We start from the raw sequence: 26,682 nt of genomic DNA on the forward strand, positions 1-26,682 counted from the left end.
TCAATTTAATAAGTGGACAAAAGTGGATTTAGTTTAAATAAGCAAATATTGTTCAAAAAGAAAGGATCAAAATTAAATTTTTAAAATACCCTTTTTCCCCTTAAATTCATAGAGTAGAAACCAAGTTTTATCTTTTTTATCAATTATTGGGAATGAAAATGTTGAAACATTAACTAGGTCATTTTGATATAGAATTAGCTCATTCATATCATAAATTAGAATAGAAATGTTTTCATTTTTATACTCTTGGGATGACTTAAGAATTAATTTGTCATCCAATAGAATTGGTATAACTACCGGTGTATCCAGTAAGCAGGAATAAATTATTGAAAAGTCTTCATTATTTTGGTCTGTGTAGCTAAGCTTATAACTGACATTTACTTCGTGAAAAGAGTTAATTTGGTCAATGAGAAGTATTTCGGAGTGATTTCCCACAAAGTCTTTCAAAGGTTTAAAGTTTTCTAGATGGGTACTTCGCTGGATTTTTAAATTGTGAATTACTTCTGGAAAGTCAATTTTTAATTCTGCAAAGTCCGAACCAATTTGAGTAAATACAAAGGTAATTTTGTTTTCTGATGGGGAGTTTGCAAGACAATTTGAATTAACATACATTAATAAAAAGAGAACCAATTTGGTAGTTATGATTGAAGTTGAGTAGAAAGATTTAGCGTAACCAAACATATAATTATATATTATAATATATAATTATCAAAATATGTGCCAAATATGTAGGTTTTGTCAGATAGTGGTTATACACCATTTTTGGATATTACACCATTCTTATGATTTATATCTTGTGCTAATCCGATATCCAATTCCGGCGGATAATTATCTTTGCCTTAATATCATGTGCAAAAATGAGAATCTTAATGGTGTGCTTGGGAAATATATGTCGATCTCCGATGGCTCAAGGAATTATGGAAAAGCTTGTCAAAGATAGAGGATTAGATTGGGTAATTGATTCTGCTGGAACAAACGGAATGCATAATGGTGAATCTCCTGATAAAAGGGCTATTGAGGAGGCCAGAAACAGGGGAATAGATATTAGCCAACAAAGATCAAGGAAAATTAGAAAATCGGATCTTGAATACTTTGACATAATATTTTCAATGGATAACAGAGTTTTAAAGGAGTGCTTCAAAGTATTTGGTGACCGGTCAGACAAAAATATTAAATGCATAATGAGTTTTGTTAATTCTAATGAGGAAGTGGAAGATCCATATTATGATGGGAGTTTTAAAAAGGCATTTGATAAAATTGAAGCAGGTTGCCATGCGATGATCTCTCAATTCTCCTGATATAAAAAGTGTTAGATTTTTAATAATTTTAAATGATAAATAAATGATACAAGGAATTGAACAGGCAATAAATGAACAAATTGCAAAGGAAGCCGAAGCTAGTTTCTCATATTTAAGCATGGCAGTTTGGTGTGATTACAAAGGATTAGAAGGTACTGCCCAATTTTTTTACAGGCAATCAGATGAAGAAAAATTTCACATGATGAAATTAGTCGAATATCTATTAGAAATGGATTGTAAACCTATTATTCCTGCTTTGGGGAATGTGGTAAATGAATATGACTCTGTTCAATCTATTTTTAAACATACATTAGAACAAGAGAAAACTGTAAGTCAATCTATTCATAGAATAATTGAAATGGCAACTCAGGCCAATGACCATGGAACTAATAATTTCTTACAATGGTATGTGGCTGAGCAAAGAGAAGAGGAGTCTATGATCCGAAAGATTATAGACAAAATTGATTTAATAGGTGATGGTCCTCAGAGCCTGTATTATATTGACAAGGAAATGGATCGATTTAACCAAGTTATACTTAAGAAAACAGAAGGAGAGAAGGAATAATTAAAAAAGATTTCAGAATAGCACAATCATAGAAATATATTTAATTTGGCGAAATAGTATGATTTTTATAATAAATTTTAAAATAGCACTATTTATAATTAAATACAAAACAATATTTTAAAATAATTCAAAATCCAAAAATTGTCAAGTCCAATGTCATTTTGAATTTTAATTAAATTAGTTCAGACTTTTGTGATTATGCTTTATACTTTGTATTTTTATAGTATAATTTGAAATTATGAAAATATTTTTTTTGGCTGTTTTGGTCAGTTTTGGCAGTCTTATTAACGCACAAAAGATTACACCTGAGGTAATTGCTTCTGCAGGTGATGTATTTAAGTCAGGAGGTTTTACTCTTGAGTGGACATTAGGGGAAATTGCAACCGAAAGTTTAAGTTCTTCAAATTTTAGACTTACGCAAGGTTTTCATCAAGGCAATATTGTCATTTCCTCAGTTTCCAATTCAATAATTGAAGGCTTTAGTGTTTATCCAAATCCAGCATACTTCTCAATAAATTTGGAAAATTTTACAAATGGTATTGTTCGATATAGTTTAGTCGACATGCATGGTTTGGAAATTGAAAACAATAAAATTACAGAAGGAATTCATCAAATAAATATTGAAAATGTCCCCGTGGGAACTTATATTTTAAGGGTGCAGAATCACCACCAAGCACAAAATTTTAAAATTGAAAAAATAAATAAATAATTTGAATCATGAATAAAAGTCTATTAATTCTCGCAATTGCTTTTGGTCTAAGCATAAATATGATGGCGCAGGGCCCATCATTCAAGTATCAGGGAGTTGCCCGAAATGCCCAAAATGCGGCCTTGGTGAATCAAAATATTTCGCTGAGGTTGTCGATAGTTAATGCTGCAAATGCAACAGTCTATTCTGAAATACATAATACACGAACATCTGATTTGGGAATTTTTAATGTGAATGTATGTGGCGGATCAAATCCATCGGGTACTTGTACAACCATAGATTGGAGCGTTGCAGGATATCAACTTAAAGTTGAATTAGATCCTGCAGGAGGATCCAGCTATTTAAATATGGGGAACTCACCAATTTTAAGTGTTCCGGTGGCTGCTTATGCAAGTAAAGCAGGTTCCGTAACAGGAGATAATGATGGAAATCCACAAAACGAATTGCAGACCCTTAGTTTTAATGCCAACAGTAATATGTTGTCCATCACTCAAGGAAACAATGTTGATTTAACTGCATTAAAGAACGATGCAGATTCCGATGCGGCGAATGAAATTCAAACCATCTCCTTGGACACCACCAATAATGAAATACGGTTGAGTAAAAATGGAGGTAGCTTTATATTACCTTCCAGTGGTAATAGCTTGTGGACTAAAGCAGGAAGTGAATTAAAATATTCACATTCTTCCAGTGTTGGTATTACTTTTAATCCTGGCAAATTCGAACTTTCTTTTGGGCCTACTTCGAAAAAGAATTTTACATCAAGCACCAATAAATGGGCTGAGGAGTATACAACCTTTCCCACCAATGCAATGAAGACAACAGCCTATGGTGCTGAAATTCAAGAGTATCCTGCGACTTTCAGTCAGTATTATTTAAGATTCAACGCGGATACATTTTTTCATGTAAGGGCGACAAATTTTACTTCACCAGGAGTAAGTACCCAATTAGTTTTGAATAATGCAGTACTTAGCGGGACCACACCAGTAAGAGTGATTGGAACATTGTTAGATGCTCAGGGAGGAATCGGTAGAGCAATAACTGCTTTGGCTGGGCGACCTGGTTGCGGTCTGGTTGCGGCAACAATAAACAATGTAATAACTCCATATATGGGTGTGTTTAGCCCTTCAAATCCCAATTCACTAATTGGTGGTATTTATATTAATGGCACACAATCAATTGTTGCTGCAAACATGAAGAACTTTTGGATGGATCACCCAACAGATCCAACGAAGGAGATTTGGTATGCTTGTGTAGAGGGTCCTGAAGCAGCTGCTTATGAACGAGGGTCAGCACAACTTTTAAACGGAGAGTGTGAAGTAAAATTCAGTGAGCATTTTGAAATAGTGATCAATCCCAATACCATGACTGTACAACTTACGCCTCAATCAGCCGAATCTGAAGGACTTGCAGTAGTTGAACGAACTGCTAAAGGTTTTAAGGTAAAGGAACTGCGAAAAGGAAATGGTACATATAAATTTGACTGGGAAGTAAAAGGTGTAAGAAAAGGGTATGAAGATTATAAGGCCATAAGAATTAAAGGTCTTGAAACGCCAGTGCTTGTAAAAGAAGGAACTTCTGTAGGTATGGACTGGAAAGTTACAAACCAAAAGTAGAAAATTAAATTTTTGTAAAAAGCCTCTACATTTTTGTGGAGGCTTTTTTATTTACTAAAGCAGTTAAAAATTGGGACCTGTGTAAAAGTTTCCGACTTTAGAGAAGTAAAAAATTAATAAAATGATTTCAGGTAATTCTAGCCAAAGAAAATTAAGACGAAAACTTCAAAACAACAATCAAAGTTCATTTTCTTTATTATTTAAATTGTTGAACAGTCGATCAAAATATTTTAATTTAGTATAGTAGTCTAGCATTTTTTGATAAACCTCATTAGAATTATCTCCTGCATCAAAACGCTCTAAATATTCTTTTACTTTCTTTTCTTCTGTAAGAAAAAGGTCATCTAGTGCTTTTTTAAGAATATTGATTTCAGTTGGGTTGTTTTTAGAAATTGCAAAATCTATCTTTTCGTGAAAATCTAACATTTCCATTAAAAATGCTGTATTCGGTTTTGGTTCATTTAGATCTGGGCCAAATTTGAGATGGAGAATATATTTTAACCGAAATAAAGGGTTAGATAAAATTCTATAAGCTTCATTGTTGTAAGAAGAGACAGAACTATTGTGGATGTTATGATCATTAACTATGTCAGGATGACTTTCTTTACTTTTTAAATAAAATTGTCTTCTCAACAAAGCAAGGTCTAGGTTAAAGATTTGTTTTAAACCAAAGTGTTCGAAATAGTCCATCTTATTTATTGAGAAAGCGGAATAGATCTAAACCATTTGCATAAAGAAGAAGGCCTAGCAACAATATGAAACCAATTAAAGTAGCTTTTTCAATAATCTTGTCTGGAACCTTTCTCCCGCTGACCACTTCAATCAGCAGAAAGACAACATATCCCCCATCTAAAGCCGGAATGGGTAGCAAATTCATAAAGCCCAATATTATAGAAAGAATTCCGGTCATTCTCCAAAAGGAAGTCCAATCCCAAGTTTTCTCAAACATATTTGCAATGGAAGCAAAACCTCCCAAAGAATCTTTAGCTTTTATTTTTCCAGCAAACATTTGCTTAAAAGCCTTAAGCTGACCGGATAAAAGATCAACTCCAGTGGTTACCCCTTTAGGAAGGGATTCAAAAAAACCAAAATGTTCTTTCTCAGTTTTTAGGAATTGATCCATTAATTTCCATCCTAAACCAATAACTCCTTTATCATCGGAATGCACATCAATCAATAAACTATCTGATCCCCTTAAAATTCCTAATTTAAATGCAGTATTTGGCTTGTTTCTCAATTTACGATGAGCCTCATGCAGAAAACTTACGTTTACGCCATCAATGGAATATATTACATCACCTGGAGAAACCCCTGATTTTGAAGCTGAAGAATTGTCTAATATCCGAGCGATAGAAATCGGAAATCGCACCCCCCAAAGCTCCATTGATTTAATTTCTGGCTTGGCCAGAGCCTGGGCATAAATTGGTGAAATTTCCAATTCAATTGGTGATTCATTTCTGAGTACTGTAATACTGGTCACGTTTTCTAAAACAATACTCTTCAACAATTTGCCTCTGTCAAATCTAATAAAATCTGAGTTTCCGACCTTAATAATTTTATCGCCGTCTCTAAATCCCATTTCATAAGCCATGCTGTCTACGCTTATTCCGTATGTCATATTAGCAGTAGGAAGGTATTCAATCCCGTTTTTCCAAAGCAACATTGCGAATATAAAAAAACCAAGGATAAAGTTTACTGTTACACCTCCAAGCATAATGACCAATCTTTGCCAGGCTGGTTTAGATCGAAATTCCCATGGTTTTGGTTCTTGTTTGAGTTGCTCTGTGTCAAAACTTTCATCCACCATTCCAGATATCTTAACATAACCGCCAAGTGGGAGCCAACCTATACCGTACTCTGTTTCGCCAATTTTCTTCTTAAAAATTGCAAAATATGGATCAAAAAACAAATAGAATTTTTCCACTCGAGTTTTGAACCAACGAGCTGGGAAGAAATGGCCACATTCATGCAATACCACCAAAATTGTAAGACTCAATACAAATTGGCTTATCATAATTATATTATCCATGCTTTAAATATTGTGGTTGAAAACGACAAATTTGATAAATTGTTTAAGAGGCGAAGATAAGTACTTAAACCCAGGATACGCAATACTCAATTTATGTTGAATTATAGGTATTTTATAAAATAGAATACAGATATATTTATGGATAATTTTTAGGTATGCTATTGTTTCAAGGAATAAGGGATGGACTCAAAAATATTTTGCTGTCACCCGAAGAGAGTCACCATTGTTTTAAAGTTACCAGACATAGGGCAGGAGACACCGTTTTAGTTACAGATTTTGGTGGTATAATATGGTCTGGTAAGATAGTCGGAATCGCAAATGATCAAGGTAATATTGAGATTATTGAAATTTACAAAGAATTGGTTCCAAAGGGTGGAAAAATTACATTAGGTGTCAGTCTTACAAATCATTTGGATAGATTTGAGTGGTTTTTAGAAAAAGCTGTGGAAACTGGTGTCGATCAAATTTACCCAATGGCTTGTGCCCGCACTAAGATTCATAAGGAGAAAAGGGAGAGATGGGAAAAAATTATTCTCTCTGCGGCCAAACAAACATTAAGGCCTAGTTTACCTATTCTTGAACCTTTAATTAAGATAGATGCCCTGCTTAAAACAAATAGATCAACCCAACGTTTTATATGTCATTGTGAAGAAGGTGCAGAACATTTTTTAGGGACGGATTATGACCCTGATCTAAATGTTATCGTGTTGATTGGTCCTGAAGGGGATTTTACATTAGCAGAGATAGAAAGTAGTTTGGCAGCAGGTTTCAAACAGACTAATTTAGGTGATTATCGCCTTAGAACTGAAACAGCTGCATTGGCTACCTGTATCATTTTACAAACAGTAAAAAACATTAAATGAGTAACAAATATTTTTTGACATCAGCATTAATTTCTATTATTTGTTTCACATCTTTTACCCCTAATCCACCAGGTATTAAGCTAGGTTTATTGAAATATAACGGTGGTGGAGATTGGTATGCAAATCCGACATCATTGAGTAATTTGTCGAAATTTTGTAATAAGGAATTAAGAACCAATCTAGACCCTAATTATGCAACAGTAGAAGTAGGAAGTGCTGAAATTTTCAACTATCCATTTATTCATATGACCGGTCATGGCAATATTGTCCTGAGTGATTTGGAATCTTTAAATTTAAGACAATATTTGTTAGCTGGTGGATTTCTCCATATAGATGATAACTATGGAATGGATCCTTTTATAAGGCCATTCATGAAAAAAGTCTTTCCGGAGATAGATTTTATCGAATTACCATATAGTCATCCAATTTATCATCAGAGTTTCAATTTTAAAAGTGGTTTACCTAAAATTCATAAACATGATGGGAAGCCTTCACAAGGATTTGGGCTAATTTGGGAAGGAAGATTGGTTTGTTTTTATAGTTATGAGTGTGATTTAGGGGATGGGTGGGAAGATAGAGAGGTTCACAAAGATCCAGAAGAAATCAGGGCTCAAGCTTTGCAAATGGGCGCCAATTTAGTTCAATATGCATTTACCAGATAGCAACTAAATAAAGGAAACCGCTTTATCCTCTAAAGATTTTATATTTATAGTCTGAGAAGCAACCAGTACCCACTTTTCATCAATGAAGGAGTAAAGTTGTACGACATATAAACCCGGCTGAGCAAACTTCATGTAAATATTACTATTTAGCATTTTCTGACGGATTCCATTGCCAAAATCGATAAGATACTTTTGATTGGAATTATAGTCTAGGTATACAAAGTTTAGCAGTTCGTTTGTAACAAAATTTCCCTGAATAATTAATTTTCCTAACTTTTCCAACTCCAACCTTTGGCTAAGCGTATTATTTTGGATGGAATTGAAAGTTTTATTTTTAGAAAGAAATCCAGAGCTCGAGAGATTTTCAGAATCGGGGGTAATAGAACGCCCAAGTATCAAATAACTGCCAATTATTCCTACTATCGTTATTATAAATGCCAACAGAAGGTCTTTTGTCCTTTCGGTAAGACCTTTAAAAGGCATTGAGATTAAAATGCTTAAATTACGTTCCATTAAAAATCAGATCTGGGAGAGCAAATATATAACAATAACATATAATATGATATATAAATATCTATATTTTAATATTGTATATAATAAACAAATATTTAATATATATGGCTAATGACTTAAATCGTAACATTTGGAATGCCAATAAAAGCAATTGTAAGAACCGGAGCCATTAAAATACTTGCTACCTTTGATTTGTAAAGGAATAAAATGGGTTGGTTAAAACAAATATTAGACTTTTTGTTGCATGTTGATGTCCATTTGGTTGAATTGACAACCCAATATGGAATCTATATATACATGATACTTTTTCTAATTCTTTTTTCTGAAACGGGTCTTGTTGTGGCTGCTATTTTACCAGGAGACAGTCTATTGTTTGCTGCTGGTGCTATGGCTTCAAGTGGTAATTTAGATTTGCTAACGGTAATGTTTGTATGCATATTAGGAGCAATTTTAGGTAACACGGTGAATTTTTTTATTGGAAAGTGGTTAGGACCAAAAGTATTTGAACAAGATTCGAAGTATTTCAGAAAAGATTATTTAATCAAAACACAAAAGTTTTATGAGAAGCATGGAGGAAAGGCTTTAATCATAGGTAGGTTTTTACCATTAATTAGGACATTTGTGCCTTTGGTTGCAGGAATTGGGAAAATGAATGCAGGTAGATTTACATATTACAATGTTTTAGGAGCAGTATTGTGGATTATTCCTTTGACTTCAATTGGATATTGGTTTGGCAATATTCCTTTTGTTAAGAATAATTTCTCATTAGTGATTATTTTTATAATTATTGTCAGTGCGATGCCATTATTTATTACTATAATTAACCGAAAGCGTATATTTAGTAAGACCAAAATATTTGATGAAGAGGCATAATTTCCAGAAAAATGAATTCTTGTAAATAGACATGAAAAAATACATTCAAGGACAAATAAAATTTATTTATCTACTAACTATTCTAATTGGTATTTTTTCCGGGGTTCATGGTTTTATTCAGTTTGATATTCCTGAAACCATTAGTGGAGGGGTCAGATGGATAGGGATATTAGGGTTAATTGCAATAGGTATAAATTCCAACAAATTAACATCCTGGATATTTATCAGCATGTTTGTTGGAGCAGAAATTGGATATGATTTTCCAACACTGGGAAATGAGCTTAATGTATTAAGTAAGATATTCATAAAGTTGATTAAATCAATAATAGCTCCTTTGTTATTTGGCACACTTATAGTTGGTATTGCTGGTCATTCCAATATTAAACAAGTAGGTCGATTAGGCTGGAAATCCTTATTGTATTTTGAACTTGTGACAACAGTTGCATTGGTTATAGGTTTGGTTGCAATAAACATAAGTAAGGCTGGGGTAGGCATTGTTAATACAGGCATTAAAGAAGAGATACCTCAATCTTTAAAACAACAAGGCTGGAAAGATCTTGTTCTTCATGTTTTTCCTGAAAATTTTATTAAGGCTATTTCTGAAGGGCAGGTTTTACAGATCGTAGTATTCTGTTTATTTTTTGCAATTTCCATGCTGTTTGTAAGCAAAGAAACCAGAAGACCTTTTATAGGTTTTGCAGAATCATTGTCAGCAATTATGTTTAAGTTCACAGACATAATCATGTACTTTGCACCTTTTGCTGTTGGAGGAGCAATAGCATATACCATCTCTAACCTTGGGTTAGATGTAATGAAAAATCTATTGCAGTTGTTATTTACTTTGTATCTTTCTCTAATTGCTTTTGTCTTATTGGTTTTCGTTCCATTGATACTTTTTTTAAAAATTCCAATCAAGAGATTTATTACTTATGTCACAGAACCTGTAAGCATTGCCTTTGGTACTGCAAGTTCAGAAGCTGCCTTGCCTTTAGCGATGGAGAACATGGAGAAATTTGGTGTAAATCGCGAGGTTGTAGCGTTTGTTCTTCCTACAGGTTTAAGTTTTAATTTAGATGGCACAACACTGTATTTATCTCTTGCTGCTATATTTGTAGCACAAGCTGCTGGTGTTGAACTTACACTTGGACAACAAATAGTTATGCTTCTGACACTTATGTTAACCAGTAAAGGAGTTGCTGGTGTGGCAAGAGCCTCATTGGTGATATTAGCTGCAACAGTAAGTTCCTTTGGACTTCCTGAGTGGCCAATTGCAGCAATTTTGGGGATTGATGCATTAATGGATATGGCAAGAACAGCCGTGAATACATTAGGAAATTGTTTGGCAACAGTAGTTATTGGCAAATGGGAAAATGAACTACATATTCCAGAAAATATTGAGTAATAAAATTTTAAATTAACTTTGAACAATAAGTTAAACATACTATACTCAATGTTCATAAATAAATTATTCTAATTAGTATATTGAGATTTGCCACAAACATTACATTATTTCAATTCCAAAGTTGAAAATTGAGCAGTCTCAAAATTTAAGTGAAATTGTATAGTAAATAATTATAACTGGTTAAGAGACCTGGTGTGTTTCCATCTTTTATGCGACCAGAGCCAATTCGACGGATCATCGATAATTGTTTTTTCCAGCATCGACATAAATCTTTGTGTTATTTCTCCATATTTACAAGCTGCAGGATTTTCAACCAATAATGTAAATTCTAATGTATAAAGGGACCTTTTAACTCTTTGCATTCCCATATAAATTACGGGTAAATTATATGTCTTAGAATACTTTTCCAAGCCATGTAAACATGCTGTTTCTTTATTAAAAAATTTTACCCATATTGCATCTCTAACATTGGAAGGGTTCTGGTCAGCCATTAGTAAAATCAATTTTCCTTTGGGAATTTCATCAACCATTTTTCTTGTTTCACTTGTAGGAAGCAGCAACATGGAACTTTTAGCCCTTAATTGCTTAATATATTTTTCGACATATGAATTTGAAATTTTTTTGTAAATACCAATGGCTTTATTTTGAAAATGGTAACCAATTCCCAATACGGTCCATTCCCAATTGTTATAATGTCCGCAGACACATATTACTGACTGACCTTTTTCTAAGTATTCATTTACAATACTGGCTTTAATGAAAGTGTTTCTGGAAAATATTTCTTCTTTACTTAGAAGTAAGCCCTTGATTCCTTCAATAAGGATATCAGCAAGGTTTCTATAAGTTTTCTTAACAAGAGAATACCTTTCAATTTCACTCATATTTGGAAAACAAGCCAAGAGGTTTTCCTCTATAACCCTACGACGATACTTGATTATGTATAATAAAAAAATGTATACTAAATCAGCAAGAAAATGTAGCCCTCTAAAGGGTAGAATTCGAAAGAAAAACAGAATAATTCGGAAAATACTATAAACTAACATGTCCTTGCAAAAATAATCAATGACAATTCATCACACTAATTTATATTTGGACAATTGTATGTTAATTGCATTTTATGAATAGGCTTTTGTTTTTTCTTTATTTACTTTTTCCAATAATTATTTACTCACAATATGTAGAATTTGTAAACCCATTTGTAGGTACTGGTGGGCATGGGCATACTTTTCCTGGAGCTACCAGTCCTTTTGGGATGGTGCAATTGAGTCCTGACACAAGACTTGAAGGTTGGGATGGTTGCTCAGGATATCATTATTCGGACTCCATAATATATGGATTTAGCCATACGCATCTATCGGGAACAGGTGTTGCAGATTATTGTGATGTCTTGATTATGCCAGGAAGTGGAAAGCTTCAACTCACAAACGGATTCTTAGACAGCCCCGAATCCGCCTCAGCATTTAATAAGAAAACAGAAAAAGCATTACCAGGAATATATGAGTGCTTCTTAACGAAGCCACAAATTAGGGTTCGCCTAACTGTGACACCACGAACTGGAATTCATGAATATGTCTTTCAAAAGGAAAATGATTCTAAATGGATTAAAATTGATCTAAAGCATCGGGATAAATTGATAAAAGGGAACTTCAGTACAATTACAGAAAATGAGATTACAGGAACCAGAATTTCAAGTTCCTGGGCCAAGGAACAGCATATTTATTTTAAGCTAAAATCTTCAGTCGCTTTTAAAAGTAAAATATTGAGCAAAGATGGTACTGTACTTTTTTGTGAATTCGAAAAGAGTACAAAACGGGTCGTATTGCAATGTGCAATTTCTGCAGTAGATGAAGAGGGTGCAAAAACCAATCTTAAATCGGAATGGATAGGATTCAATTTTGAAAAAGCATATAAATCAACAAAGAACTCATGGAATAAAATGCTTGGAAGAATTGATGTAACCAGTAAAATTTATGAAGGCAAACAGAAAGAGATTTTTTATACTTCTTTATACCATTTATTAATCCAACCTAATATATTTCAAGATGCAGACAATAGGTATCGTGGAATGGACAATAAAATACATTTTGGAGATCCGGAATATCCAAGATATACTGTTTTTTCATTGTGGGACACCTATAGGGCAGCTCATCCATTTTACCAATTGGTCTATCCAGATTATAATGAGAAATTCGTTTTGAGTTTTTTAGGGCAGTTTGATGAATGTGGAAGACTTCCGGTTTGGGAATTGGCCGGTAATGAAACATATTGTATGATTGGAAACCACTCTATTCCAGTGTTGACTAATGCATTGTTAGATCAAAATTCTAGAATTAGTAAGTATAGACAAAGGATTGAAAGAGCAATTAGGGAGACCTTGGTTCAAGATTTTTCATGTCTTCAAAATTTTCGAAATGGTTTTATTTCTTCTGATGAGTGCAGCGAGTCAGTTTCAAAAACGATTGAAAATAGTGTTGATTTTGGTGCATTAAAATTGGTCAGTCCGTCTGACGAACGCATAGTTGAGAATACATTCTATAAAAATTTGTTTAATCCAAAAACTGGATTTTTTCAAGCAAAGCTAAACCATACATTCGTAGAACCTTTTGACCCAACAGAGGTAAATTTTCATTTTACTGAAGCGAATGCATGGCAGTATCTTTTTGGAGCACATCATGATGTTGCGGGAATGATAGATTGTTTTAGTAAAATCAAATTTAATGGAGAGGCAAACTATTTGAGCAAGCATCCTTTGGAAATTATGCTAGATAGTTTGTTTCAATCTGATTCTAAAATGACTGGTCGGGCTCAATCTGATATCACAGGTTTATTAGGACAATATGCACATGGTAATGAGCCAAGTCACCATATTGCTTATTTATATAATTATTGTAACCGTACAGACAAGGCACAACAAATTGTTAGAAGAATATTAAGGACAATGTATGCGAATGAACCGGATGGATTATGTGGAAATGAAGATTGTGGTCAAATGTCGGCATGGTATCTTTGGAGTAGTTTAGGATTCTATCCTGTAAATCCACTTTTAAATTCCTATGATTTAGGATGTTTTGTTTTTGATAAAGCCAGTATTAGGGTACCAGGGGAAAGGGAGATCAATTTAGTATCAAACAAGAAGGAAGGTTCAAAATTCGTTCAAAAAGTTACTAAAAATGGGTTTTCTCAAAATTCATTGATTGATTTAAATCCTGGAGACCACATTGAATTTATTTATCACGATGATAATTACATTCAGTTGGATTTGAGTCAAAATAATAAAAGCCATGACCTCAATGAGGTATTACCTTTTGTAGTAGGAGGTGAAAGGACATTTCAGGATAGCACACGGATTGAATTATCCTCACTAAGCGATTTTAATATAGAATATAAATTAGGAGATCTCCATGCGATCAGTAAGTATTATACTAATCCAATAATTATTCATGACAATGAAAGTATTTACTTTCGGCAACAGAAAAATGATTCTAATAATTTTAATCTGCCTTGGCTGACTGCAAGATTTTCAAAGAGACCAAGCGGATTTAAGATTCAATCAATATCTGAATATGCACCTATGTATTCAGCTGGAGGAAAGGATGCATTGATTGATGGATTAGAAGGAAGCTTAGATTTTAGAGATGGATTTTGGCAGGGTTATTTTGGAAAAGATTTAAATGTTGAATTTTCACTTTCGGAGGAAGCAAAGGCAGATAGCCTTGAAGTAAGATTTTTGCAAGATCAAAATTCCTGGATATTATTGCCATCTTGTGTTATTGTTTTTACTTCAATTGATGGAGTAAATTTTAATAGAGAAGCTGAAGTAGTTAACAAGATTAATCAAAAGTCAGATAGTGCATTTGCTAAAAAATTTTCTTTTAAAATTGAAAATTCAAATGCAAGATTTATTAAACTTGCTGCAACAAATCCGGGAAAACTCCCAGATTGGCATCTTTCAGCAGGAGAGAGTAGTTGGATTTTTGCAGATGAGATAAAAATAATAAAAAAATGAAGGAGAGAAGAAAATTTATTCAGACATTAGGAATTTCAGCTTTAGGCATATCATCAAGTCAGATTTTATCTGGATTGGTATCAATGGCAAACTTGAGTGCTAAGCTTCCATCTATAAAAGTTGTAGCTACTTGGAATAATCCAAAAGCTGCAAAAGCTGCTTGGGAAAAGCTTAATTCTGGAGGAAGTGCATTGGATGCTGTTGAAGCAGGGGCTAGAGAACCAGAAGCAGATCCTTTGGATACTTCAGTTGGCTTAGGTGGTTTTCCTGATCGCGATGGGAATGTGACCTTAGATGCTTGTATTATGGACCATTTGGGAAATGCAGGTTCAGTACTTTATTTGCAAGACATTTTACATCCTGTGTCAGTTGCCAGGATGGTGATGGAAAAAACACCCCACGTATTTCTAGCCGGCGATGGGGCCCAGCAGTTTGCTCTTGCTGAAGGATTCGAAAAGCAAAATCTATTAACTGAAGTCGCACAAAAGGCATGGAGGGAATGGTTAATAAAATCTGAATATAGTCCTAGAATCAATGTAGAAAGACATGATACCATTGGAATTCTTGCACTTGATCAAAAGCAAAACCTATCAGGAGCTTGCAGTACCTCCGGCCTTGCTTTTAAAATGAAAGGTAGAGTTGGGGATTCACCAATTATTGGAGCTGGTCTGTATGTAGATAATGAAGTAGGCGCAGCAACTGCAACAGGTTTAGGAGAAGCAGTAATTAAAAAAGTCGGTGCTTTTTCAATTGTTGAAATGATGAGACATGGTATGAATCCCCGAAATGCCTGTAAGGAGGCAGTTAAAAGGCTGTTGTCACTTAAAGACTCAAATGAAATTCAAGTCGGGTACATTGCCATAAATAAGAAGGGTCAAATTGGGGCTTTCAGTCTTAGAAAAGGCTTTCAATTTATTGTGGCAGAAGGAGGTAAAATTACTGTCTATGATGCTGAGTCTTATTTTTCACACTAGAGAATATCGAAGCACACAATCTTATTAAAAAAAAATTACATCCATTATTTTGATATTTATATCCATATAAAATGGATATAAAGAACTGATATACAACACTATAAATCACTTTTATTCAGCTTCGCACTAGATCAACTAAAGATATAAAACGTCTTTAATACAGCTTTTGGCATTGGTTTTGCTTGTAAGAACACAGGACATATTAGACCAAGACTATATGCGAAGTTTGAAAGTTGGTGTGGTTGATGATCATGAGTTGTTTCTAAAGAGTTTTGTTCTTCTTTTGACAACTTTAAAATCCGGATTTGATATCACGGTAACTGTTGAAAGTTCATCAGAAGATGACTTTCTAACCAAACTCCGACAAAATGATCTTGATTTAGTATTTCTGGATCTTAATCTGACTAAATCAGATGGGATTCGGTTGATTCCAAAAATCAAGGAGAAGAATCCTGATACCAAGGTTTTCATTGTAAGTATGTCTACAGAAGCCAAAGTAGTAAGAGAATCTTTTCAACAGGGTGCCGACGGGTATCTTTCAAAGTATTCTGATTTGGAAAATCTGATCGAAGGGATCAGAGAAGTAATGGATGGAAATATTTTTTTTGGGAAAGGCATTGAAGCTACCCAGAAAATTTCATCTGAAGTAGTCAAACAGGCCAGTTCGCCAATGTTAAATCGCTTCAATGCCAAGTTTCATCTAACCAAACGAGAATCAGAAATACTTGAAAAAATGACCGAGGGAAAGTCTTCAAAGACTATAGCTGCAGAACTGTACATCAGTAAGGAGACCGTAAGTGTCCACAGAAAGAATCTGATGAGAAAGTTAGGCGCTTCAAATGCTTTGAATCTTTTAAAAATTGCCCGTGACTATAACTTGATTTAGAAAAGCTTAATTCAAAACCTAAACTCGCACTTGGACCAAATTGTCCGAGAAGCTAAGCATTTGTAAAATTTTTTGATTTACTCATATCCGTTTAACTGAAAGTATTAACATGAAAAAGGAAACGTTTACTACCAAAATTAATTTCCAAACTCGAAGGCAGGCATTCTATATGAATGCACTGTTTTCATTGCTCAGCTTTTTTATAATTCAAGTGCAAGGTATCTCACAATGCCCTTTGGCTTGTAATGATGAAATCCAAGTATCACTTGATGAAGACTGCAAGGCAATTATCACCCCAGACATGATTCTCGAAGACCCAGGAACACCCTGCAATTATGTCGTTGTGGTTTTTGGCACTAACGGTCTTCCATTACCAGTTCCAGAAGTAAGTGGAATTCACATTGGCAAACGACTAAAAGTTGCTGTTTATCTTGGCAACAACTCTTGTTGGGGCCATATTGTTGTTGAGGATAAATTACCTCCAATAATTATTTGTCCTCCAAATGATACAATTTTCTGTAACAACCGAGATCATTTACTTTTGCAGCCATATGTGGTGGACAACTGTTCAGGCGTGACCAGAATCAATTTATCTGATAACACTGAAATGTTTGATTGTACACTCAATCCTAATGACAGCATAATTGCAAAAAGAACCATTAGATATTATTATGTTGATGCAAGTGGAAATAGATCTGACACTTGTAATCAATGTATTTACTATAAAAAATTTGAACTATCAGATATCGTTTGGCCAAGTGATGCAATATATAGTTGCGATCAATTTGATACAATTCCTTCCCCATTAATAAGTGGGGTTCCACTTGTTGGAAATGATACAATTTATCCAAACTGGGGAGTTTGTAAAATAGCTGTAGCTTATGAAGACCAACTCATTCCAGTGTGTCCGAAGTCTTTCAAAGTACTTAGGAAATGGACTGTTTTGGACTGGTGTGCTCCTGCGGGGCGAAATATTTTTACTCATTTCCAAATTGTAAAAGTTGTTGATGACAGAGGTCCGATTCTTTTTTGCAATCCTTTGATGAATATTAGTACAGATGTTTGGAGTTGTACAGGAACCGCTTTAATTCCACCTCCTACCATAGTTAAAGAGTGTTCTAGAGTAACATTTCAAGTAGGATACAAGGTTCAGTCCCCAACAGGTGCGCCTACATTTGAGGGAACTTCTTCAGCAAATGTTGTAAAGTTACCAAATGGGTATTTTTCTATATCAGGACTTCCTTTGGGATTAAATTGGGTAATTTTCAGAGCTACAGATGAATGTGGCAATTATACTGATTGTTCTACCGAAGTATTGGTTGAAGATAAGGTTCCACCAGTGGTGGTATGTGATCAGAAAACAGTTGTAACATTAACTATTGATGGTACAGCTAAAATTGAGGCATTAACTTTCGACGATAGATCACATGATAATTGTGTTATTGATTATTTTGAAGTAAAGAGAATGGATAATGGTGTACCATGCAAGGATTCAGCAAGAAGCAGTAAGTGGGGACCGTATGTTTATTTCTGCTGCGAAGACATTGGAAAGACAATTATGGTTTCCTTAAGGGTATGGGATTTGGCCGGAAACAGTAATACATGTATGGTAGAAGTTGAAGTTCAGGATAAAATTGCACCCTTCATCTTTTGCCCTCCGAATATAACTGTAAGTTGTGAATACGATTATCCAGATTTGAGTGTTTTTGGGACTGTAAGAAATAATGTTTCAGATAGAAAGGCAATAGTGATTAAGGATCCACGTGTTAAAATGGATGCACCAGCACTTGATGGTTATGCATATGACGGATGTGGAGTTACATTGAAAGAGTATGTTTCAACTAGAGGTAAATGTGGAAGAGACACTATTACGAGAGTATTTGAAGCAACCGATGGCAACGGTTTAGTAAGTCGATGTACGCAAACCATAGTGATTTTTGATTTTACTCCTGATAATGTGAAAGTTACATGGCCATCGGATTACATAAGCAATACAACCTGTCTCAACAAACCAGAGATATCGCCTGATATAACAGGTAAACCTAAAGTTGAGTTTGGAGATAGATGTAACAGTATTTTTACAAATTATACAGATCAGGTTTTCACCTTGGATCCAGATGCATGTGTAAAGATTATCAGAACTTGGACTGTGATAGATTGGTGCCTTTATGACCCTAATAATTCACTTACAAAAGGATATTGGACCTGGAAGCAAATAATTAAAATCAGCAACACCGTACCACCCACAATTATCAGTGATTGTAGAAACAGAACGATAGATGTATTTGGTCCTGGATGTGCCGGGTTTGTAGATCTTAAAGCTAGAGCGACAGATGATTGCACAGATACTCTAAATCTAGTTTGGTCTCACGAGGTTGATTTAAATAATGATGGTAGAATTGATCCTTTATTCACTGGAATTGGTGCCGATGCAAGTGCAGTTTATCCGGTTGGAGATCACAAAATTACTTTCAGAGTTAAAGATGCATGTAATAACCTCACTAGCTGTACTTTTATTCTTACAGTCAGAGATGGTAAAAAGCCGACACCATACTGCAATAGTGGTATAACGACAACAGTAATGCCAAGTACCCGAAGTATAGAGATATGGGCAAAAGATTTTAATATCAACAGTGAAGACAATTGTACTCCAAAAGATAGCTTGAAATTTTATTTTCTGGTTAACAATACTTTTGTTCCAAGTATGATATTTGATTGTAGTAATAGAGGAAAAAATATACTGAGAATCTATGTAGTCGATAAGGCAGGTAATTCGGATTATTGTGAAACAACTTTAGAAGTCCAGGATCCAAACCATGTTTGTCCTACCGGTTTGACTATACAAGGTAGAATTGCGACTCCAGACAACAGGTCCTTGAACAATACCGAAATTCTTCTTGAGCGAACAAATCCAGCAGGAAGCAATATAACATATACAAACGCCAGTGGAATTTATAGCTTCAATACCGTTACGTCAAAAATTGATTATACGGTAATTCCTTCCAAAAACTATGATTTCTTGAATGGAGTGAGTACTCATGACATATTATTAATTCAAAAGCATATTTTAGGTCAACAAGAATTTAACTCTCCTTATCTAGTAATAGCAGCGGATGCAAATAACAGTAAGACCATTACAGCTGCGGACATGGCAGAGTTAAGAAAATTGGTCCTAGGTAAAATAGATAAATTTGCGAATAATAAATCCTGGAGATTTGTACCTACTGCTTTTAATTTCAACAATCCTAAAATTCCATTCCCATTTGACGAATACATAAAGTATGGTTCAATCGGACAAAATGAAATGAACACAGATTTTTATGGAATAAAGATTGGGGATGTTTCAGGAAATGCAGACGTTAATAATTTAGGTGGAACAATAAGTTCAAGAACTGCGGATGAATTTGAATTGTTTGCAGACCAAATTGAATTAATTGCAGGAGCCAATGTAAGTGTTCCAATCTTTGCCACAGACAACTTAAATTGCGAAGGAATTCAAATGGCATTTGAAATGGACCTATCAGACGCAGAATTTATTGGATTAGAACCAGGCTTAATTCAATTAACAAACGAAGACTATACCATTGTAGGGAATAGATTAAAAGTAAGTTATGTTGCTCAAAAGGCTATAAATATAACAAACGGAGGTCAGTTGTTTAGCATAATTTTGAAAGCAAAGACTAATTCAAAATTGGACAAAGTGTTGAGATTTAATAAAATAGACTTGAATGCTGAAATTTATGATGAGCAGGCTAATTTATTTGAACTTGACCTTAATTTCAGAACCACACAAGATGGAAAGGAACAGATTAGGCCAACCGCAAAGTTGTATCAGAACAAACCAAATCCGTTCAATGAAACTACAGTTGTGGGATTTGAATTACCTGAAATTCAAGAACTTAGTCTAATAATCTATGATTTAGATGGCAAGGTATTAAAGAAGATTACTAAAACATATAGTAAAGGATACCATGAGTATGTAGTCAAGGCTTCAGAATTGGGTTCAGCAGGAATATTTTATATACAACTGAATACCCAGAACTTTAGTGAGACACGCAAAATGGTGTTTATAAAATGATAAGGATTGAGTAAATACAGATTAAAGGCCTGATTGTGAATTTCTCACAATCAGGCTAATTTAATATAAGTACAAATGAAAATTAAAATGAAATTAAAATTCATTGTCAAAAAATTAGATATTAAAGAAAATTACCATATTGCTCAAACAATTGTTAACTTGTCTTTATCTTTGTAAGGTATTTTTTGAAATTGGTTTTCCCGAAATTCAGTAAATTATGAAAAAATTAATTTTAGCGTTTTTTTTACTCCTCTCACTTTTTACTGCGAATGCTCAATTTTTAATCAAATTCAGCAGTCCTGCCGGTAATCAGAATGATTTTGTAAATGTTAAAGTGGAAACAGATAATTTTACAAAAATCACTGCAACACAATACTCAATTACCTATGATTCAGCTGTTTTGGAGTTGGTTGACGTGGTCAATAAGAAAGTAGATTATAATGTCAATGTGGGCGACCATAGAGGTGGGGAAGCGAATATCAAAAATGGTCAACTTACCTTTACATGGAATAGTGAAACTTCCGATCCGGTAACTTTCCCAAACAATACAGGTTTATTTGAAATCCGCTTTAAGTTAATAGGGAAACCATGTGATTCCTCTTTTATTCGGTTGGCCAATAAGCCTACTTCTATTGAGGTGTTAGATGAAAACGAAGAACCCATTACAGTTAATTCGCAAGATGGAAAGGTGAAAATTAACGGTGTAGGTTGCCCTGGTTCAGGTGGGGGTGGAGCAAAAGATTTTACTTTTACAGCTACTAAGATAAATGTACCCAAGGGAACAGATGGATGTGTAAGCATTAGTGTAAAGAATTTTACAGGAATTGAAACCATGCAAGCAACTTTGAAATGGAACAAATCGGTTGCTAAATATAAAAGTGTTGGAAGTTTTAATCTTGTTGATTTAAACGGAGGGGATTTTAGTATTAATTCTGATAGCACTGAGCTTGGGTGGGTTTGGTCACCAAATAGTGGAGTTGGGGTTACAATTCCAGATAATCAAGTAATTTTTCAAGTTTGTTTTACAGCGGTTGGTTCAAATGGGTCCTCTACCGATATGGAATTTGTAAATGCCCCTTTTAGAGTGATTGAGGTAACAAACGCACAGGGAAATGTGCCAGTGGTTTCAGAAAAAGGCTCGTTTACAATTGTCGAACCGCAATCCTTATTAACTTTATTTACCAGAGACACCAGTGTATTGGAGAGTACAGAGCTGTGTCTACCTATTTATGTGAATGATTTTAGTTGCATTGAAGCCTTCCAATTTGCCCTTAAATATGACAATACTAAACTCAGATTTAAAAGAGTTTCTGGAATAAATCTTGCTGATTTACAGCCTTCCGATATTGTTCCTACTAATGATACTATTAAGGTGCTTTGGGCTTTTAGAACAGCTGGAGCTCAAACTTTGGCAAATGGAACTTCATTATTTAGTTTATGTTTTGACGTAATAGGTAAGTGTGTTACTACTACCAGTCCAAAGTTTATACCTCTAGGTGGCAGTCTAGAATTTTCTGCAGGATGTAATAAACCACAACCTACAGTTGTGCTGAGTGAGAAAACCATTACCATCCAGTGCAATACCGGACCAACTGACCCAATAGTCAGTGTAAATTCAATTGGTCATGTAAAATGTGCAGGAGAATGTAATGGAACAGCTTCCGTGAATGTCTCAGCTGGTTCGGGGAACTTTACTTATCAATGGTTTGATGCCAATACAAACCAACCTGTTTCACCAGCAATAACAGTTAAAGACCCAACAACACTTTGCCCCGGAAGATATTTTCTTAAAGTGACAGATACAGCCCCACCTAATAAAACGGCAAACAGCCCAACTATAACCATAAATGATGCTCTACCTATAGTTATAAATGCATCGGTAACGCATGAATCAGATATAAAAAATGACGGGAGAGTTGAAGCAACAGTAACAGGTGGTTGTCAGCCATATAGGTATAAATGGTTCAGAACACCTAATAATACTGTTCTGGACACAATTGATAAAGTTATCAATCTTAGATGTGGTAATTATGCTGTAAGTGTGACTGATTGTAATGGATGCATTAGCAAAGACACCTTCAGGGTCAATTGTCCAGTTGCGCCTTTGGTTACTAACATTGTTAGGACTGACAGCATCCGTTGTTTTGGAGAATGTACTGGAGCATTAAGAGTTGAAACCCAAGGAGGTGCAATTCCATATAGTTATCTTTGGTCACCAGGAGGGCAAACTTCTATATCTATTAATAGTCTATGTGCCGGTACCTATACAGTCCGTGTAACTGATGTAAATGGCAATGTTTCGAGAGATACATTTATTATTACCGAACCACAAAGATTAAGTGTAGTAGTGGATCAGATTGTTCCTTCATCTGGTTCAAATGGCTCAGCAACCACCACTTCTTCAGGAGGAACCGCTCCGTATAAATATCAATGGTCTAAGGCAGGATCAGGAGTTGTTTCCACAACAAAAGATTTGACCAATGCCGCACCAGGGACTTATACTTTTCTTGTAACCGATGCTAACAACTGTACTCAACAAATTGAAGTTATCATACCTCAAGATAATTCAGGAGGAGGGCCAACAGTAAGTATAAGAATAGATACCAAGCCTGGGGGATCTGCAGTAAGTTGCAGAGGCGTGTGTGATGGAAAAATAATTGCTACGGTAACGGGAGGAACAGCCCCATTAACTTATAAATGGTCTCACAATTCAAATTTAAATTCAAATATTGCAGATAACCTTTGTCCGGGAACTTATACATTAACTGTTACTGACGCTCTTGGAAAAACAAGCACCTCAACCTCATTAACAGTAAATGATGCACAAGATATTAATATTAATATTCGGAAATTAAGTTGCGCTACAGACAACAACACCTCAGATGGTAGATATGAAGCAATAGCAACAGGAGGTTCTGGAACATTGACTTATTTGTGGTGTTCCAATGAAATTACGCCAATAGCGGATGCGCTCCCGGCAGGAACTTGTAGCCTACGAGTAACTGATCAAAATGGATGCAGTAAATCACAAAGTTTTACAGTTTGTGTTGGTACACCTCCTGATGAACCTTGTTTCAAAGGACGTCTGGCTATTTCTCCTAATGGAGATGGTTTTAATGATTTTTTTGTAATTGAATGCATTGAAAATTATAATAACAATCTTCAAATATTTAACAGATGGGGAAAGTTGATTTTCAATAAAAGTAATTATGTAAATGAGTGGCCAGACCAAAACCCTGATGAAGCTGACCTTACGGAAGGTACATATATGTGGGTTCTAACGGTAAAGGAGCCAGGAAAAAATGATGTAATTTACAAAGGAACAGTTACCCTGGTAAAATAATTTTAATCCAAGTAAACACCAAAAAATGAAATCAATTAATTCAATTATAATATTTGTAGCTCTGGTGACTCTTGGCCAATCTATTAAGGCACAAGATTATGCAGTTGCATTAAAAACACCAGCTGTATATAATCACTACACGCTTAATCCTTTTTTAATTAATCCCGCACATACAGGTTTTGAGCAAATAAACAGAATCGTTTTTAATTTCAGAAACCATTGGGCTGGTTTTGAAGGATCCCCAAAAGGATTGACACTTGGAATTAATGGAAGTCCTGCTGCTAATATGGGACTGGGGGGAGTTATATACTCTGAGAATTTTGGAGTAGCAAACCGCTTCACAGGTCAAGTTAATTATGCTTACAATTTTAGAGCTACTGAAACCACAAAGATGTCTTTAGGTTTGTCAGGTTCCTATATCCAATACAGCTTGGATAATGAGGCAATTACAGATGGATTACATCAAGCATCTGATGGCATTATCAATGCAGCGGTAAATGGAGAAAACTTTTTCGGCGCAGACTTAGGATTTTGGGCTGATTTTTCAGATAAATTTAAAATTGGGATAACCTTACCACAGCTGGTGTTATCCAGATTGGATAATAAAAAATCGGACGAGGATAAGCCATTTAATTTTGTTGGATTTTTAGGCGTAAAATGGAATGTTCCATCCTACCGAATGAGTATTGAGCCCTCTGTTTGTGTCAGGAAAATCAGTGATGTTCCTTTTGGAACCGATCTGAATGTGGTGGCAAATATGCTTGATGATCGGTTATTTGCTGGATTTACATACAGCTTTGGCCCTTCTGACAGCAGGGTATCTTTTTTAGGAGGTGTTAGGGTAGAACAATTTAGGTTTTATTATTCTTATGATCAGTCGTATCAAACCTTCCAAAACTTTAACAATGGATCTCATGAATTGACCTTGTCTTTTGATCTTGGTAAAGGGAAACAACCAAACAAGCAAAAAATGAATGGGGAATCTGATAACATTGGAGAAATGAAGAATTAACTTTTATCGCTTTCTAGTTAATACTGATAATACAATCAACACTAAACTTGCTATCATGGCAAGGTATGCTAATGCATCACCAATCAAACAATAGATTGTGACTTTGTTGTTAAAATTACAAACACCTCTGATTGCTGCATCTTGTCCATACTTTGTGGGCTGATGTATAATGCCTTTTATGTCAATGAAGCAGGATATTCCAGTATTTGCTGACCTTGCTATGGGTTTTCTAAATTCAATGGCTCTAAGTGCACCAAATGCAAGATGTTGCTTATATCCTGGTGTATTATCCCACCATCCATCATTGGTCATAATAAAAATTGCTTGAGCACCATTTTTCATGTAGCCGCGCATATAATCACCATAAATGGATTCGTAACAAATTACAGGCGCAATTTTAAAATTATTGGTTGAAATGACGGCTCTATTTTTTTGAGTTGCAAGACCGGCAGGAGATCCACCTAATTGGTCCACCAATGGTTTTAAAAAAGGTAGGAATTTTCTGTAAGGGAAGATTTCTGCTCCCGGAACCAGTTTGGATTTTCTATATAATTGGAAATTAGGATCTTCTTTACAAATTTGAATGGCGCTGTTTTCTAATTCATAAAATCTTGGTTCTGAAAGATTGCGAAATGGTCTTGAAAATTTTGTAATTTCTTCATTTTTTTCGATGATTTTCATGCTGGTGATTCCCATAACTATACTCAAATTTTCATAATTACTTATGAAATTCTGCCAGTCCTGAATTCTAGAATCTGAAGACATTTCATTTCTTCTAAAAATATTTCCTGGAGGATCCCCGAAGCTAGTCTCCGGAAAAATTAAATATTGGGTAGTTGGGCTAACAGCTTCTTTTGCAAGCTTTCGAAATTTCTTTAGTTGTAAATATTCAGGAACATTGAATTTTTCATAATGTGGTTCGAGGTTTGGTTGTACAATTCCAATTTCCACTGGAACACCTGTTGTTTTATATGTAAAGAAAACACAATAGGAAATTAGAATTGGGATAAAAACTAACAGGAAAAAACTCCACAATAATTTTTTATTATTTGTTAACAAGGTGTGCCTACCAAATTTTATAAAAACTGAGAAAATTTTATAAAAGATAATATTCGTTAAGAGGACCCATAGCGTTCCTCCGAAAACACCAGTGTATTCATACCATTGAATCCATGAAGGCCATGAAGCAAATGCATTTCCTAACGTCAGCCAAGGCCATGAAATTTCCCAGTTTAAATGAACCCATTCAAAAGTCATCCAAAAGAAAATTAATGCCCAAAAGTTTATACTTTTTTTATTGTGACTGAGTTTAACTGCGCCCCACCAGGGTATCAGCATAAAAAAGGAATTGAGCCAAATAGCCACCATACCGGGAATAAGAGCAGCATTTGCAACCCAATAAGTAGTAAGGATATTCCAAATTACAAATGCATGGTAAGGAAAGAATAGATTTAGTTTATTAAATTTATCATTAATAATTGAGCTATCATTTATATAAAGTAATGGTACCCAAGCAATAAAAAGGAGTGGGGTCAATCCAAATGGAGGAAAAGAAAGAGCAAACAATAATCCAGAAATAGTTGACCCTAATATTAATTTGGGGAATTCAAATTTATTAGACTTGAATTTATAAAATCCTAATACTATAATACCCCACAGAGCAGAGAAGAAAAGGAGTGGCAGATGACCCCATAAAGGGAGACTATACATTTTCCAACCTGAAAATGCAACAATAAAAATGAAGCCAAATAAAAGTGGATAATACCAATGTTTTATTCCAAACACAAGACAAAATTTAGCTTGAAAATTACGTATAAAATTAGTTTTTAACTAATTTTAAATAATTGGATTTC

20 protein-coding genes are annotated in these 26,682 nt (G+C 34.6%); 14 read left to right on the top strand and 6 right to left on the bottom strand.

Features of this window, described 5'->3' with window-relative positions:
• Positions 1-72: 72 nt before the first annotated feature.
• Positions 73-681 (bottom strand): hypothetical protein, encoded by a 609-nt coding sequence (locus IPJ53_01630; GenBank protein ID MBK7797788.1) that lies wholly within the window; start codon positions 679-681, stop codon positions 73-75.
• Positions 682-857: 176 nt separating this feature from the next.
• Here IPJ53_01630 and IPJ53_01635 point away from each other — a divergent pair, with 176 nt between their 5' ends.
• The 4 genes from IPJ53_01635 to IPJ53_01650 all read left to right on the top strand — a co-directional run bounded on the left by IPJ53_01635 (position 858) and on the right by IPJ53_01650 (position 4,188).
• Positions 858-1,298, top strand: coding sequence for a low molecular weight phosphotyrosine protein phosphatase (locus IPJ53_01635; GenBank protein ID MBK7797789.1), 441 nt, complete (start codon positions 858-860; stop codon positions 1,296-1,298).
• Positions 1,299-1,341: 43 nt separating this feature from the next.
• On the top strand, positions 1,342-1,863 hold the full coding sequence (locus tag IPJ53_01640; protein MBK7797790.1) for a ferritin: 522 nt from the start codon (positions 1,342-1,344) through the stop codon (positions 1,861-1,863).
• A gap of 238 nt (positions 1,864-2,101) precedes the next feature.
• Positions 2,102-2,572: a T9SS type A sorting domain-containing protein gene (locus IPJ53_01645; protein ID MBK7797791.1), complete on the top strand. Its 471-nt coding sequence runs from the start codon at positions 2,102-2,104 to the stop codon at positions 2,570-2,572.
• A gap of 8 nt (positions 2,573-2,580) precedes the next feature.
• Positions 2,581-4,188 carry a hypothetical protein gene (locus IPJ53_01650; protein ID MBK7797792.1) on the top strand — a complete coding sequence of 536 codons (1,608 nt, stop codon included), beginning with the start codon at positions 2,581-2,583 and terminating at the stop codon, positions 4,186-4,188.
• A 177-nt stretch (positions 4,189-4,365) separates the two neighbouring features.
• Here the strand turns inward: IPJ53_01650 and hscB are convergent, their stop codons facing one another.
• Together hscB and rseP are read right to left on the bottom strand one after the other, a co-directional pair.
• Entirely contained in the window at positions 4,366-4,878 is a 513-nt protein-coding gene (gene hscB, locus IPJ53_01655; protein MBK7797793.1) for a Fe-S protein assembly co-chaperone HscB, read from the bottom strand.
• Position 4,879: 1 nt separating this feature from the next.
• Positions 4,880-6,217, bottom strand: coding sequence for an RIP metalloprotease RseP (gene rseP, locus IPJ53_01660; protein ID MBK7797794.1), 1,338 nt, complete (start codon positions 6,215-6,217; stop codon positions 4,880-4,882).
• Positions 6,218-6,372: 155 nt separating this feature from the next.
• On the opposite strand from rseP, the gene IPJ53_01665 reads away from it, so the two are divergent.
• Together IPJ53_01665 and IPJ53_01670 are read left to right on the top strand one after the other, a co-directional pair.
• Positions 6,373-7,080 carry a 16S rRNA (uracil(1498)-N(3))-methyltransferase gene (locus IPJ53_01665; GenBank protein ID MBK7797795.1) on the top strand — a complete coding sequence of 236 codons (708 nt, stop codon included), beginning with the start codon at positions 6,373-6,375 and terminating at the stop codon, positions 7,078-7,080.
• Positions 7,077-7,742: a DUF4159 domain-containing protein gene (locus IPJ53_01670; protein ID MBK7797796.1), complete on the top strand. Its 666-nt coding sequence runs from the start codon at positions 7,077-7,079 to the stop codon at positions 7,740-7,742. Before IPJ53_01665 ends, IPJ53_01670 begins: the two co-directional genes overlap by 4 nt.
• Before the next feature lie 3 nt (positions 7,743-7,745).
• Here the strand turns inward: IPJ53_01670 and IPJ53_01675 are convergent, their stop codons facing one another.
• Positions 7,746-8,255, bottom strand: coding sequence for a hypothetical protein (locus IPJ53_01675; GenBank protein ID MBK7797797.1), 510 nt, complete (start codon positions 8,253-8,255; stop codon positions 7,746-7,748).
• Positions 8,256-8,462: 207 nt separating this feature from the next.
• Between IPJ53_01675 and IPJ53_01680 the strand changes: the two genes are divergently transcribed.
• Together IPJ53_01680 and IPJ53_01685 are read left to right on the top strand one after the other, a co-directional pair.
• Entirely contained in the window at positions 8,463-9,128 is a 666-nt protein-coding gene (locus tag IPJ53_01680; protein ID MBK7797798.1) for a DedA family protein, read from the top strand.
• Positions 9,129-9,159: 31 nt separating this feature from the next.
• Positions 9,160-10,530 carry a cation:dicarboxylase symporter family transporter gene (locus IPJ53_01685; GenBank protein MBK7797799.1) on the top strand — a complete coding sequence of 457 codons (1,371 nt, stop codon included), beginning with the start codon at positions 9,160-9,162 and terminating at the stop codon, positions 10,528-10,530.
• Positions 10,531-10,700: 170 nt separating this feature from the next.
• Here the strand turns inward: IPJ53_01685 and IPJ53_01690 are convergent, their stop codons facing one another.
• The gene (locus IPJ53_01690; protein ID MBK7797800.1) at positions 10,701-11,573 is read right to left on the bottom strand and encodes a hypothetical protein; all 873 of its coding nucleotides are present in this window, start codon (positions 11,571-11,573) and stop codon (positions 10,701-10,703) included.
• A gap of 74 nt (positions 11,574-11,647) precedes the next feature.
• Between IPJ53_01690 and IPJ53_01695 the strand changes: the two genes are divergently transcribed.
• The 6 genes from IPJ53_01695 (at position 11,648) to IPJ53_01720 (ending at position 24,829) form a co-directional block, all read left to right on the top strand.
• Positions 11,648-14,536, top strand: coding sequence for a GH92 family glycosyl hydrolase (locus IPJ53_01695; protein MBK7797801.1), 2,889 nt, complete (start codon positions 11,648-11,650; stop codon positions 14,534-14,536).
• The gene (locus IPJ53_01700) at positions 14,533-15,510 is read left to right on the top strand and encodes a N(4)-(beta-N-acetylglucosaminyl)-L-asparaginase (GenBank protein MBK7797802.1); all 978 of its coding nucleotides are present in this window, start codon (positions 14,533-14,535) and stop codon (positions 15,508-15,510) included. The genes IPJ53_01695 and IPJ53_01700 overlap by 4 nt, the downstream gene beginning before the upstream one ends.
• A 217-nt stretch (positions 15,511-15,727) precedes the next feature.
• Entirely contained in the window at positions 15,728-16,396 is a 669-nt protein-coding gene (locus IPJ53_01705; protein ID MBK7797803.1) for a response regulator transcription factor, read from the top strand.
• Between the two features lie 109 nt (positions 16,397-16,505).
• Positions 16,506-20,474: a T9SS type A sorting domain-containing protein gene (locus IPJ53_01710; protein MBK7797804.1), complete on the top strand. Its 3,969-nt coding sequence runs from the start codon at positions 16,506-16,508 to the stop codon at positions 20,472-20,474.
• Positions 20,475-20,691: 217 nt separating this feature from the next.
• Positions 20,692-23,817 (top strand): gliding motility-associated C-terminal domain-containing protein, encoded by a 3,126-nt coding sequence (locus tag IPJ53_01715; GenBank protein ID MBK7797805.1) that lies wholly within the window; start codon positions 20,692-20,694, stop codon positions 23,815-23,817.
• Between the two features lie 25 nt (positions 23,818-23,842).
• A complete protein-coding gene (locus IPJ53_01720) occupies positions 23,843-24,829 on the top strand; it encodes a PorP/SprF family type IX secretion system membrane protein (protein MBK7797806.1) in 987 nt (328 codons plus the stop codon).
• A gap of 3 nt (positions 24,830-24,832) precedes the next feature.
• Here IPJ53_01720 and lnt read toward each other — a convergent pair whose 3' ends face one another.
• The gene (lnt, locus tag IPJ53_01725; GenBank protein ID MBK7797807.1) at positions 24,833-26,614 is read right to left on the bottom strand and encodes an apolipoprotein N-acyltransferase; all 1,782 of its coding nucleotides are present in this window, start codon (positions 26,612-26,614) and stop codon (positions 24,833-24,835) included.
• Between the last annotated feature and the right edge of the window lie 68 nt (positions 26,615-26,682).

The sequence above is a fragment of the Candidatus Vicinibacter affinis genome (genome assembly GCA_016714365.1).
Taxonomy (GTDB): Bacteria; Bacteroidota; Bacteroidia; order Chitinophagales; family Saprospiraceae; genus Vicinibacter; species Vicinibacter affinis.

What these genes read in the sequence shown, in the direction of transcription:
- IPJ53_01630 (MBK7797788.1), bottom strand. Translation starts at nt 681, where the DNA reads ATGTTTGGTTACGCTAAATCTTTCTACTCAACTTCAATCATAACTACC.
- IPJ53_01635 (MBK7797789.1), top strand. Translation starts at nt 858, where the DNA reads ATGAGAATCTTAATGGTGTGCTTGGGAAATATATGTCGATCTCCGATG.
- IPJ53_01640 (MBK7797790.1), top strand. Translation starts at nt 1,342, where the DNA reads ATGATACAAGGAATTGAACAGGCAATAAATGAACAAATTGCAAAGGAA.
- IPJ53_01645 (MBK7797791.1), top strand. Translation starts at nt 2,102, where the DNA reads ATGAAAATATTTTTTTTGGCTGTTTTGGTCAGTTTTGGCAGTCTTATT.
- IPJ53_01650 (MBK7797792.1), top strand. Translation starts at nt 2,581, where the DNA reads ATGAATAAAAGTCTATTAATTCTCGCAATTGCTTTTGGTCTAAGCATA.
- hscB (MBK7797793.1), bottom strand. Translation starts at nt 4,878, where the DNA reads ATGGACTATTTCGAACACTTTGGTTTAAAACAAATCTTTAACCTAGAC.
- rseP (MBK7797794.1), bottom strand. Translation starts at nt 6,217, where the DNA reads ATGGATAATATAATTATGATAAGCCAATTTGTATTGAGTCTTACAATT.
- IPJ53_01665 (MBK7797795.1), top strand. Translation starts at nt 6,373, where the DNA reads ATGCTATTGTTTCAAGGAATAAGGGATGGACTCAAAAATATTTTGCTG.
- IPJ53_01670 (MBK7797796.1), top strand. Translation starts at nt 7,077, where the DNA reads ATGAGTAACAAATATTTTTTGACATCAGCATTAATTTCTATTATTTGT.
- IPJ53_01675 (MBK7797797.1), bottom strand. Translation starts at nt 8,255, where the DNA reads ATGGAACGTAATTTAAGCATTTTAATCTCAATGCCTTTTAAAGGTCTT.
- IPJ53_01680 (MBK7797798.1), top strand. Translation starts at nt 8,463, where the DNA reads ATGGGTTGGTTAAAACAAATATTAGACTTTTTGTTGCATGTTGATGTC.
- IPJ53_01685 (MBK7797799.1), top strand. Translation starts at nt 9,160, where the DNA reads ATGAAAAAATACATTCAAGGACAAATAAAATTTATTTATCTACTAACT.
- IPJ53_01690 (MBK7797800.1), bottom strand. Translation starts at nt 11,573, where the DNA reads ATGTTAGTTTATAGTATTTTCCGAATTATTCTGTTTTTCTTTCGAATT.
- IPJ53_01695 (MBK7797801.1), top strand. Translation starts at nt 11,648, where the DNA reads ATGAATAGGCTTTTGTTTTTTCTTTATTTACTTTTTCCAATAATTATT.
- IPJ53_01700 (MBK7797802.1), top strand. Translation starts at nt 14,533, where the DNA reads ATGAAGGAGAGAAGAAAATTTATTCAGACATTAGGAATTTCAGCTTTA.
- IPJ53_01705 (MBK7797803.1), top strand. Translation starts at nt 15,728, where the DNA reads ATGCGAAGTTTGAAAGTTGGTGTGGTTGATGATCATGAGTTGTTTCTA.
- IPJ53_01710 (MBK7797804.1), top strand. Translation starts at nt 16,506, where the DNA reads ATGAAAAAGGAAACGTTTACTACCAAAATTAATTTCCAAACTCGAAGG.
- IPJ53_01715 (MBK7797805.1), top strand. Translation starts at nt 20,692, where the DNA reads ATGAAAAAATTAATTTTAGCGTTTTTTTTACTCCTCTCACTTTTTACT.
- IPJ53_01720 (MBK7797806.1), top strand. Translation starts at nt 23,843, where the DNA reads ATGAAATCAATTAATTCAATTATAATATTTGTAGCTCTGGTGACTCTT.